The organism is Bradyrhizobium sp. SZCCT0231 (genome assembly GCF_018130245.1).
Lineage (GTDB): Bacteria > Pseudomonadota > Alphaproteobacteria > Rhizobiales > Xanthobacteraceae > Bradyrhizobium > Bradyrhizobium japonicum_F.
Map to the genome: position 1 here is coordinate 29,525 of NZ_JAFCKP010000013.1, position 9,368 is coordinate 38,892.

A 9,368-nucleotide genomic window follows, 5' to 3' on the forward strand; every position below is an offset into this window, starting at 1 on the left:
GACGAATGAATAGCTCGTTGCCTTTTCATCGAGCCCCGAGCCGGGGAGCCCGTTGCCATGAGTTCAGGTCAAGCCACAGTTTATGTCGTTGACGACGAAGTCCAGATTCGAACCGCGATCGGAAGTCTCTGCGAGGAGACCGGGCATCAGGTGAAGTTGTTTGCGTCGACCGACGAGTTCCTCGCGGAGACCATTTCCGGCGGGCCGTCGTGCCTCGTGCTCGACGTGCGATTTCCCGGCACGTCACCGAACGGCCTCGAGCTTCAGCGCCGCCTCGCCGAGACGGGCGTGCCCATTCCGATCGTCTTCATCAGCGGCCATTCCGACGTCCGCGTCTCGGTCGAGGCCATGAAGCGCGGCGCGGTCGAGTTTCTGCCGAAACCCTTTCGCGAGCAGGAGATCCTCGACGCGATCAGGCATGGCATCGAGCGCGACCGCAGGCGGCTGGTGCACGAAGATACCGTGCGCGAAGCCCGCCAGCGCGTCGAGACGCTGACGGCGAGAGAGCGCGAGATCATGCTGCTGATGGTCGAAGGGCTCGTCGCCAAGCAGATCGCGGCGAGACTTGGCGTGAGCGAAGTGACGGTGAAGGTTCATCGCGCCAGGATGATGCGAAAGCTGGAGCTGCGTACGCCGATCGAGGTGGTGCGGCTGATCGACAGCATAGGGCGCGGAACGGAGACGACGCGAGCCTGAGCCTTCACGTGCCGGCATTTCGCGCAGCGTCTAGTCCGTCGCGACTAGCATGAACTGCAGTCTGTCGCACCGAGCGCGATCGGTTCAAAGTCATCCCTGCGATGTCGGCCTCTTCCAAGACGGCATCTGAACCTCGTCAGACAACTTTGCTAGAAAGGGATTCTCCATGCGCAAATTGTTTTTTGCTTCCGTTGCCGTGCTTGCCCTGTCCTCCGCAGCGCAGGCTGCCAACACCTCGACCGTTCTGCAGATTGGCGTCGTGAACGGATCTTCGGTGAACCAGCAGGGTACCGTGAATGACTCCTCGACCACCGCCCAGTTCGGTATCCTGAACAACGCCAGCACGATGCAGGGCACGACCACTCCGTCCCTCAACAACGGCAGCTCGGTAATCCAGGTCGGCGCCTCCAACACTGCCACCACCGGCCAGGTCGCCCTCTTCAACAACACGAGCTCGATCACGCAGCAGTCGATCGGCGGTCCGCCGAGCAACAGCGCAGCGGTCGGACAGCTTTCCATCATCTTCGGTGCGAACTCGAGCACCGTCGTTCAGCACTAAGTCAGCCCCGTGTCGGCCCGGGCGCGTCCATCGAGCGGCGCGTCCGGGCGATACTCGACGGCCATGTTCGAAATGACCGCGATCAGGTCGCCTGAAGGGGCGGCAGATCGTTGATACCTTGCGGAGGAAATCACATGCGCATCAAATTTCTCGTCACGACAGTCGTCATGCTGAGCGCGCTGACTGCTGTCGATGCCCAGGCCGCCAACTCGGTGAGCGTGTTGCAGTTCGGCGCGACCAATACGTCCACCACCAGCCAGAGCGGTGCGACCAACAATACCGCGACGGTCCTGCAATTCGGAGCGACCAACCAAGCGACGGCCGTGCAGATGGGCGGGCTTGCCTCTCTCAACTCATTGACGATCGGGCAGGGCGGCACCACGGCAACTGCGTCGAATACGGCGGTCGGCGGCCAGGTCGGCGGTTCCAATACGAGCCTGATCGGGCAGATCGGCGCGAGCAACTCGGCTGCATTGGCTCAGCTCGGAATTCTGAACTCATCTACGATTTTGCAGCAGGCTCCTTGATTGCGGGTCCATTTTGGTAAGCGAGGCAGGTCATGAGATGTTTTTCAGGCGTCGCCATTGGCGCATTTCTCACGCTGTATTGCGCAGGCATCGGATCGGCCGGTGCGCAGACCGCTGATATCAAGACCATCGTGTCGGTCGGCGGCCCTCCGGTGGTATTGAATCAGAACAGCCAGCTCAACATGGCGGGCGTGTTCATGATCGGCGGCAGCACCAGTGCGACCGTCACCCAGAACGGCACCAACAACGCTACCGGAATCCTGCAATTCGGTGGAACGACGACGTCGTTGGTTGGGCAGACGGGCTCAAGCAACCTTGCGTTCGTCGGCCAGGCCGGTCAGTCGGCGAGCAGTGTGTTGTCGCAGCTCGGTGCCATGAATACCGGTGCTATCGCCCAGTTTGGCATGATCAACTCGTCCACGGTTGTTCAACATAGCCCGTAGGACGGCTGCCGGTTCACTGGCGTCGGGCATGCCAAAGGGGGAAGACGATGAGGTATGGCAAGCAGCTCTTGGTGCTGGCAGCGTTGCTCGCCGCGATCGGTGCGGCGAGGCAGGCGTCGGCCGCATCCGTCCACCGCAGCATGACGAACCGGAACGTCAGCATCGAGACGATCGTGCAATTCGGCAGCGACGTTCAGCCTGTCACGATCGAGGAGAACAGCCGGATCAATATCGCCCGGGTGATCCAGATCGGCGGAACGGGAACGGTGGACGCGACCATCATCCAGAACGGCACGCGCAACTATGCCAACGTGATCCAGGTCGGCGGCACCACCAATGCGGCGGTCGGTCAGTCCGGCCTCAGCAACACTGCCGAGATCACCCAGATCGGCAATTCCACCAATGCGCTCCTGCTTCAGATCGGCGACATGAACACGGGAGCAGTAAGGCAGTTCGGACGTTTCAACTGGCTGGCGATCTTCCAATTCGGCAGATGATGGAGGTGTGACATGAGATTGCTCCTACTCGCATCTGGAATAGGAATCATGAGCGTGATCGCAGCGGCGCCGGCCGGTGCTGCCGACGGTCACACCACGGTGGTGCAGGACGAGAACGGGACTTCGGTCATCACGCAGAGCGGCGATCCGGCGCAGGCCGAGGTCAGGGTCGAGAAGGAGCCCGGGCGCACGACGGTCTATCGCCGCAGCGGCGGAAACACCGCCATCGTGACCCAGGGCACCGGAGCTTCGCCGGACATGCTCGAGTGGCTGCGTAAGCAGCTGCAGGAGCATTGACACGGAAAAGGCCCGCCGCCCTCGCAAGGACGACGGGCCTTGTTGCAGGTGAGGCTACCAGCGATATCTGCCGGTCAGCGTGCCGTTGTTGTTGCCGCCAGGGCCGACATCGCCCTGCGTCGAGCTCGGGGTTGGATGGTTGGTGCCGTTGAACGCGCCGTAGGGCCCCGCGACGTCAGGATAGTACGCCCGCGGTTGAACCGGTTCGTAAGGGGCCGTGCGGTCCCAGCCCGCGCGCGGTCCGTTCCAGTCGTAGCCCTGCGCCGAGGCGGCCGCGGTGCCCGCGACGAGCGATGCCGCGATCAGGCAGAGGAGTTTCGACTTGGTCTGCATTGGAGATGCTCCTTGCTTGTGTCGGGGCCAACGGTTGCAATGCGGGAGCGTTCCGGACCCATGGGCCGGCCAGCGATCAACTCCGATCACCTGGATATGAGGCGCGTGCCGCGGAACGAAGTGGCTGGGATGAGACGCGAATTCCGGGCGTTCTGCCGCACCCGGTTCCCAGTTAACCCCGTGCCTTAACCAACAATTAATTATACGTTTGCGGGTGGGCGACAGCCCGGCCTAGCCTCTCGCGGGGAGCCGCTATCGCAAAGCCAAACGAGTGTGGTGCGTATCATGATTGCCAGATCACATGGGGCGTTGTTCGCCTCGCTCAGCGCAGCCGCGCTGCTCCTCAGCTCCGGTGACAGTTTTGCCAGGCCCGCTGGCGCTGCGGCGCACGGCGTCGTGACCGCCGCCGCCCCGCCGGCTGCAGCACGTCCGCCGATCGGTCCGGGCGCCCGGTTCCACCGCCGCAGCGCTCCCTGGGTCTATTGGCCGGGCGGCGGCGGCTTCTTCTACGACGGCGCCGGCAACAGCCAGCCCTTCGTCGATGCCGGCCAGCCGCTCTCCACCGACGTGCGTTACACCTACACCTACGATGTTCCCTGGGACTGGACGCATCGCTATCCGCCGAACGTCGTGCCGTCCGACCGGCCCTATGTGCCGAGCTGCCCGACGGAGCAGGTGACGGTGCCCGGCCGCGGCGGCAGCGAGCACACCGTCAACATCATGCGTTGCTACTGAGCTAACCGAGCTCGAAGCTGGTGACGCCGAAGACGCGGTCGATGCGCAGCGGCGGGATCGGCCCCGTGTACATCCGCGCCGTCTCGAACACCGGCTTGAGGCCGAGCCCCTCGGCGAGCGCGATCGCCGCAGGATTGACGGCGGGGACATCGAGGAAGACCTCGCCGCCGCCCGCGCTTCCGAGCAGGGCCTGCACGACTTCATCCGCGGCTGCGCGATCGTCGGCGACGAGCGGGCCGATCTTGTAGCCCGTCCGGCACGGACGGATCACGCCCCATGCAGCGAGCCTGCCGTCGCGCAGCAATGCGCGGCCAACGTGGCCTTGTGTGTTGATCCAGGCGCGCAGGAAAGCGCTGCGCCGGGCCGGGAAGACGGTTGCATCATCGGCTTCAACAATTGCAAACGGGATCCTATCGAGGGCGACGATCTCGGCAGACGGCCTCGGCGGCACGGTCACGACGCCGCCATAGCGGATATTGGCGTAAGCGAGCTGGAAGCCGGACTTCTTGTAATTGTCCTGCTGCGCCACGACGCCGTCGAGCCCGATGACGCGAGTGCCCGCATGCGCGATCGCCGCGTTCCAGATGCGCAGGCCGTGACCGCTGCCGCGAAAACTCTCGCGCACGATGTAGAAGCCGAGGAAGGCGAAGCGGTCGTCATAATTGACGCAGGAGACGGTCGCGACCGGCTCGCCGTCGATCTCGCCGACGAAGAAGCCTTGCACATCGGGGATCGCGAAGCAGACGGCGTCGGCAAGGCCCGGATTCCAGCCCTCCGCCGCGGCCCAGTCGATGGCGATGGCGATCTCCTCGGGGCGCAGGCTGCGGATCTGCAAATTGCTCATGACGAACGCTCTCGACCATGGACCTGCCGACGGGTCCGGCTGTAGAAGGCCTCATGATAGGCCGAGCCTGCGGCTCGCCTCAACTCAAGGGATGATTGGTCATGGCAGCAGAGAAGGTTGCTCTCGTCACCGCCGGCGGCAGCGGCATGGGGGCGGGGGCTGCGCGGCGGCTGGCAGCGGACGGGTTTCACGTCGCGATTCTGTCGTCCTCGGGCAAGGGCGAGGCGCTGGCTGCCGAGCTCGGCGGGCTCGGCGTCACCGGCTCGAACCAGTCGAACGACGATCTGAAGCGCCTGGTCGATGCTGCGATGGCGAAGTGGGGACGGATCGACGCGCTCGTCAACAGCGCCGGCCACGGGCCGCGCGCGCCGATCACCGAGATCACCGACGAGCAGTGGCACACCGGCCTCGACACTTATCTGCTGAACGTGATCCGTCCGACGCGGCTGGTGACGCCGCTGATGCAGGCGCAGAAGGGCGGCGTCATCATCAACATCTCGACGGCCTGGGCGTTCGAGCCGAGCGCGATGTTCCCGACCTCGGCGGTGTTCCGCGCCGGCCTTGCCGTCTTCACCAAGATCTTCACCGACACTTACGGCGCCGACAACATTCGCATGAACAACGTCCTGCCGGGCTGGATCGACAGCCTGCCGCAGCAGGACGCGCGACGCGACAGCGTGCCGATGAAGCGCTACGGCAAGGTCGAGGAGATCGCAGCGACGATATCGTTCCTCGCCTCCGACGGCGCGGCCTACATCACCGGCCAGAACATCCGCGTCGATGGCGGGCTGACGCGCTCGGTCTGACATACGCAAATTCGAATCAGTGGGCGCGGCCTTGTCGTGATGCGACGCGGGTGTGCGTTGCGTGCCGCTGAAGATGGAGGGCGCGTGGCTCACGAGCCACACTCGTCGTCCGTTTCCATGACGTGGGCGCACATTACGTCACAGTCCGTATGAACTTCGCCGCAGCCCAAGACGTCAGGGGGCCACAGGCATATGCCCGACCTGCGCCGGCTGCCTTCGCCTGCGCGTATTTGAAACGCGCGTTTGTCGCGTGGGCAAGGAGACAGGAATGAAGAAGTTTTTGCTGGCGGTCGCATCGCTTGTGCTCGGCACCGCCTCCGTGCAGGCGGCCGACCTCGCGGCGCGTTACGCCAAGGCGCCGGCGATGGCGCCGGCCTACGACTGGACCGGCTTCTATGTCGGCGCCAACGTCGGCGGGCAGTGGGGCAGCGCCGATCCGACCACCTCGACGGTGTTCTCGCCGACCGGCTATTTCGCCGCCAGCAGCGTGCCGGCCATCAACACGGTCGGCGCCCAGAGCGTCAATAGCTCCAGCGTCACCGGCGGCTTCACCGCCGGCTACAACTGGCAGGTCAACCACGCCGTGCTCGGCCTCGAAGGCGACATCAACTATTTCGGATTCAAGGGCAGTGCGACCGGCTCGGCGCTCTATCCCTGCTGCGCTCCGACGGGCTTTACAGTGTCCTCCTCGGTTTCGGCCGATTGGCTCGCGACCATCCGCGGCCGCATCGGTTTCCTCGCCGCCCCGACCTGGCTGCTCTACGCCACGGGCGGCGCGGCCATTGCCGAGGTGAAGGGCAATTTCAACTTCACGGACACTTTCGCGGCCGCGACAGAATCTGCGGCGATCCGCGATACGCGCGTCGGCTGGACCGCGGGCGTCGGCACCGAATATGCATTCGGCGGCGGCTGGTCGCTCAAGGCCGAGTATCTCCATGTCGATCTCGGCCGCGCCAGCACGACCAGTACGAACCTTGCTTCCTTCGGCGTCGCATTCCCGAGCAATGTCTACACCCACTCGGTAGACATCAAGTCGGACATCGTGCGTGTCGGCGTGAACTACAAGTTCGGCGGAGCTGTCGTCGCCAGGTACTGAGCTTCATCCCGTTCCGGATCAGATACGGAAAGCCCCGGCCAAACCGGGGCTTTCTACTTTTGGCTCAGCCGCCATGCGAGGCGATCAGATGCGCCAGTGCGGGCAGGATCTTGTAGCGCGCAATCTCGTGCGGATATTCGCCGCGATTGGCGAGCAGGACGATGCCGATCCGCCGCGCCGGCATGAGGCCGATATAGCCGGAGGCATTGTTGAGGCCGCCAGGCTTGTCGACGACGGTGACGCCCGGCAGATGCACGGTCTCCCAGGCCATGCCCTGTCCGAACCTGTCGTCGACGCGGAAGGCCTCACGCTGCGTCAGCCGCAGAGCTTCGCGCAAATGCGGATCGATCGCCCGGTCGTCGACGCAGGCCGCTACGAACGTCGCGAGGTCACGCGCCGAGGAAAACATCTGCCCGGTGCCGGGGAAGTCGAAATAGCTCTGCTGGTCGCCGATCGGGCCGATCGCCATGCCCTGATCCGAATAGCCCTGGACGGAGCGCTGCAGCCAGGCCGCGTCCATGATGGCGCGATTGTCTTCACCGCGTTCGGGGACGCAGGTCGCGGTCATGCCGAGCGGCCCAAGGATGCGCTGTTCGAACAGGGTCGCGATCGGCATGCCGTAGCGGCGCTCGAGCACGAGCTGAAGCAGCACGTAGCCGGCATGGGTGTAGACGCGCTGTCGGCGGGGCGCGACGCCGGGGGCCGGCGCGAAGGCGTTCAGCATCCCGATGAACTGCTCGCGATTGTACCGCTCGTTCGGCCACGGCGGATGGTCGGTCGGCAGCAGCAGCCCCGAGGTGTGCGTGACCAGCTCGCCGACAGTGACGCGGCGGATGTACTCGCCGGTCAGCTCGGGAAGGTATTTCGGCAGGCGATCGTCGAGCCGCAATTCGCCGCGCAGCGTACCGAGCGCCACGAGGGTCGCCTCGAACGGCTTTCGCAAGGAGGCGAGATTGAACAGCGTATCCGGCGTCACCGGTCGTTTGGCGGCATCATCGGCGAAACCGTAGCCGAAGAACTCGACATGGCGGCCGGCATAGAGCGCGGCGGCGAGGCCGCCCGCATGGTCCGGTGTCGCAGTCGGCGCCAGCTCGCTGGCGACGATGTCGCGCATCTGCGCGATCATGTCGGAATCCGCCAAGGCGCGGTACGGCACTGCGATCGCCGTCGCGAGCGGAACGAGCGCGGCTCGGGCGAGAGTCCGCCGGGTGAGATATGGTGAGGTGACAACAGGCGGCACGCGTCCCGACTTACGATGATGCGCCCCGGCCTGCTCTTTAACGGCAAGTGCCCCGTATCCCAATTCACAATCGCGCGTTGTGGGTTCCGCGAGCTGGGCCTGTAGCCCGGATCGAGCGCAGCGTAATCCGGGATTCGTGCCGCGGATGAAGCGGCCCCGGATTGCGCGGAGCCTGTCATCGGGCGGCGCTTCGCGCCGACCCGTTGGCTCCATCCGGGCTACGGCGCCATAAAATATAACTTAGCCAGTTGGCTAACAATAATTGACGTTCGCCGCCCTTCGTGTATAGTTAGCTTCATGGCTAACCAATCGTCCCGTCTCGACCAGATCTTCGCAGCGCTTGCCGACCCCACGCGGCGGGCGATCGTGATGCGGCTCTGCGCGGGCGAGGCGTCGGTCGGCGAGCTCGCCGATCCCTTCGACATGGCGCTGCCGAGCTTCATGAAGCACATCCACGTGCTGCAGACGAGCGGGCTCGTGCTGTCGGAGAAATCCGGCCGCGTGCGCACCTGCCGCCTCAGTCCGGATGCGCTCCTCGGCGCGGAGGATTGGTTCCAGCAGCAGCGCGCGATCTGGGAGGCGCGGCTCGACCGGTTCGAGGCCTATGTGATGAAGCTCAAGAAAGAGAAGGAGAGGGCGGGCGCCAAGCGGCCGTCCCGAACAACCAAACGGAAAGGTTCTGAGTGATGACGAGTTCTGCCAATCCCGCTCTGTCGCAATGGTCGCTCGACCGCGAGATCGTGATGTCGCGCGTGATCGACGCGCCGCGCGATCTGGTGTTCGAGGCGTGGTCCGATCCGAAGCATCTGCCGCAATGGTTCGGGCCAAAGGGATTCAAGGTCGAGACCTTCGAGATCGACGTGCGCGTCGGCGGCGTCTGGCGCTTCAACATGATCGGTCCCGACGGCACAGTCTATCCGAACCGGATGCGCTTCCGCCGTATCGAGCGGCCGTCGCTGATGGAGATGGATCATGGCCTCGACCAGGATGACGATCCCGGCATGTTCCGCTTCACCGTCACCTTTGCCGAGCAGAGCAACGGCAAGACCGTGCTGATGATGCGCCAGCTGGCTTCGAGCGCCGAGCAGCGCGATGGCATGATCGGCTTCGGCGCCGTCGAATATGGCTACCAGACGCTGGACAAGCTGGCTGCGTATGTGGCGGGGATGAAGGGATGAAACAAGCGGATCGTTCGGGGAGCGATGCTTCGCGTCATCCCCGAACGACGCAGGGCTATCGCATATGACTTGTTGCGGCGGCCTGCATGCACGCCTCGTCCTTCGAGACGGCGCTTA

14 protein-coding genes are annotated in these 9,368 nt (G+C 64.6%); 11 read left to right on the forward strand and 3 right to left on the reverse strand.

Annotated features, from left to right (window positions below):
* The first annotated feature begins 57 nt into the window (after positions 1-57).
* The 6 genes from JQ566_RS25015 to JQ566_RS25040 all read left to right on the forward strand — a co-directional run bounded on the left by JQ566_RS25015 (position 58) and on the right by JQ566_RS25040 (position 3,019).
* A complete protein-coding gene (locus JQ566_RS25015) occupies positions 58-696 on the forward strand; it encodes a response regulator transcription factor (RefSeq protein ID WP_212377040.1) in 639 nt (212 codons plus the stop codon).
* Positions 697-862: 166 nt separating this feature from the next.
* Positions 863-1,255 carry a curlin subunit CsgB gene (locus tag JQ566_RS25020; RefSeq protein WP_212377043.1) on the forward strand — a complete coding sequence of 131 codons (393 nt, stop codon included), beginning with the start codon at positions 863-865 and terminating at the stop codon, positions 1,253-1,255.
* A 134-nt stretch (positions 1,256-1,389) separates the two neighbouring features.
* A complete protein-coding gene (locus tag JQ566_RS25025; RefSeq protein WP_212377047.1) occupies positions 1,390-1,782 on the forward strand; it encodes a curlin in 393 nt (130 codons plus the stop codon).
* Between the two features lie 32 nt (positions 1,783-1,814).
* On the forward strand, positions 1,815-2,225 hold the full coding sequence (locus JQ566_RS25030) for a curlin (RefSeq protein ID WP_212377050.1): 411 nt from the start codon (positions 1,815-1,817) through the stop codon (positions 2,223-2,225).
* Positions 2,226-2,272: 47 nt separating this feature from the next.
* A complete protein-coding gene (locus JQ566_RS25035) occupies positions 2,273-2,722 on the forward strand; it encodes a curlin (RefSeq protein WP_212377053.1) in 450 nt (149 codons plus the stop codon).
* Positions 2,723-2,770: 48 nt separating this feature from the next.
* Positions 2,771-3,019, forward strand: a complete 249-nt coding sequence (locus tag JQ566_RS25040) for a hypothetical protein (protein ID WP_434057842.1) — start codon at positions 2,771-2,773, stop codon at positions 3,017-3,019.
* Positions 3,020-3,073: 54 nt separating this feature from the next.
* On the opposite strand, the gene JQ566_RS25045 is transcribed toward JQ566_RS25040, so the two are convergent.
* Positions 3,074-3,352, reverse strand: coding sequence for a hypothetical protein (locus JQ566_RS25045; RefSeq protein ID WP_212377058.1), 279 nt, complete (start codon positions 3,350-3,352; stop codon positions 3,074-3,076).
* 285 nt (positions 3,353-3,637) lie between these two features.
* Here JQ566_RS25045 and JQ566_RS25050 point away from each other — a divergent pair, with 285 nt between their 5' ends.
* A complete protein-coding gene (locus JQ566_RS25050; protein ID WP_212377061.1) occupies positions 3,638-4,087 on the forward strand; it encodes a hypothetical protein in 450 nt (149 codons plus the stop codon).
* Position 4,088: 1 nt separating this feature from the next.
* Here JQ566_RS25050 and JQ566_RS25055 read toward each other — a convergent pair whose 3' ends face one another.
* A complete protein-coding gene (locus JQ566_RS25055; protein WP_212377064.1) occupies positions 4,089-4,931 on the reverse strand; it encodes a GNAT family N-acetyltransferase in 843 nt (280 codons plus the stop codon).
* A gap of 101 nt (positions 4,932-5,032) precedes the next feature.
* Between JQ566_RS25055 and JQ566_RS25060 the strand changes: the two genes are divergently transcribed.
* Positions 5,033-5,737: an SDR family oxidoreductase gene (locus tag JQ566_RS25060; protein WP_212377067.1), complete on the forward strand. Its 705-nt coding sequence runs from the start codon at positions 5,033-5,035 to the stop codon at positions 5,735-5,737.
* A gap of 268 nt (positions 5,738-6,005) precedes the next feature.
* Entirely contained in the window at positions 6,006-6,833 is an 828-nt protein-coding gene (locus JQ566_RS25065) for an outer membrane protein (RefSeq protein ID WP_212377069.1), read from the forward strand.
* Positions 6,834-6,897: 64 nt separating this feature from the next.
* Here JQ566_RS25065 and JQ566_RS25070 read toward each other — a convergent pair whose 3' ends face one another.
* Positions 6,898-8,073: a serine hydrolase gene (locus JQ566_RS25070; RefSeq protein ID WP_479683932.1), complete on the reverse strand. Its 1,176-nt coding sequence runs from the start codon at positions 8,071-8,073 to the stop codon at positions 6,898-6,900.
* A 297-nt stretch (positions 8,074-8,370) separates the two neighbouring features.
* On the opposite strand from JQ566_RS25070, the gene JQ566_RS25075 reads away from it, so the two are divergent.
* Both JQ566_RS25075 and JQ566_RS25080 read left to right on the forward strand, forming a co-directional pair.
* On the forward strand, positions 8,371-8,760 hold the full coding sequence (locus tag JQ566_RS25075) for an ArsR/SmtB family transcription factor (protein ID WP_212377072.1): 390 nt from the start codon (positions 8,371-8,373) through the stop codon (positions 8,758-8,760).
* Complete coding sequence (locus tag JQ566_RS25080) at positions 8,760-9,251, forward strand: SRPBCC family protein (protein WP_212377075.1); 492 nt, start codon at positions 8,760-8,762, stop codon at positions 9,249-9,251. Before JQ566_RS25075 ends, JQ566_RS25080 begins: the two co-directional genes overlap by 1 nt.
* Positions 9,252-9,368 lie beyond the last annotated feature (117 nt).

What these genes read in the sequence shown, in the direction of transcription:
- JQ566_RS25015 (WP_212377040.1), top strand. Translation starts at nt 58, where the DNA reads ATGAGTTCAGGTCAAGCCACAGTTTATGTCGTTGACGACGAAGTCCAG.
- JQ566_RS25020 (WP_212377043.1), top strand. Translation starts at nt 863, where the DNA reads ATGCGCAAATTGTTTTTTGCTTCCGTTGCCGTGCTTGCCCTGTCCTCC.
- JQ566_RS25025 (WP_212377047.1), top strand. Translation starts at nt 1,390, where the DNA reads ATGCGCATCAAATTTCTCGTCACGACAGTCGTCATGCTGAGCGCGCTG.
- JQ566_RS25030 (WP_212377050.1), top strand. Translation starts at nt 1,815, where the DNA reads ATGAGATGTTTTTCAGGCGTCGCCATTGGCGCATTTCTCACGCTGTAT.
- JQ566_RS25035 (WP_212377053.1), top strand. Translation starts at nt 2,273, where the DNA reads ATGAGGTATGGCAAGCAGCTCTTGGTGCTGGCAGCGTTGCTCGCCGCG.
- JQ566_RS25040 (WP_434057842.1), top strand. Translation starts at nt 2,771, where the DNA reads ATGAGCGTGATCGCAGCGGCGCCGGCCGGTGCTGCCGACGGTCACACC.
- JQ566_RS25045 (WP_212377058.1), bottom strand. Translation starts at nt 3,352, where the DNA reads ATGCAGACCAAGTCGAAACTCCTCTGCCTGATCGCGGCATCGCTCGTC.
- JQ566_RS25050 (WP_212377061.1), top strand. Translation starts at nt 3,638, where the DNA reads ATGATTGCCAGATCACATGGGGCGTTGTTCGCCTCGCTCAGCGCAGCC.
- JQ566_RS25055 (WP_212377064.1), bottom strand. Translation starts at nt 4,931, where the DNA reads ATGAGCAATTTGCAGATCCGCAGCCTGCGCCCCGAGGAGATCGCCATC.
- JQ566_RS25060 (WP_212377067.1), top strand. Translation starts at nt 5,033, where the DNA reads ATGGCAGCAGAGAAGGTTGCTCTCGTCACCGCCGGCGGCAGCGGCATG.
- JQ566_RS25065 (WP_212377069.1), top strand. Translation starts at nt 6,006, where the DNA reads ATGAAGAAGTTTTTGCTGGCGGTCGCATCGCTTGTGCTCGGCACCGCC.
- JQ566_RS25075 (WP_212377072.1), top strand. Translation starts at nt 8,371, where the DNA reads ATGGCTAACCAATCGTCCCGTCTCGACCAGATCTTCGCAGCGCTTGCC.
- JQ566_RS25080 (WP_212377075.1), top strand. Translation starts at nt 8,760, where the DNA reads ATGACGAGTTCTGCCAATCCCGCTCTGTCGCAATGGTCGCTCGACCGC.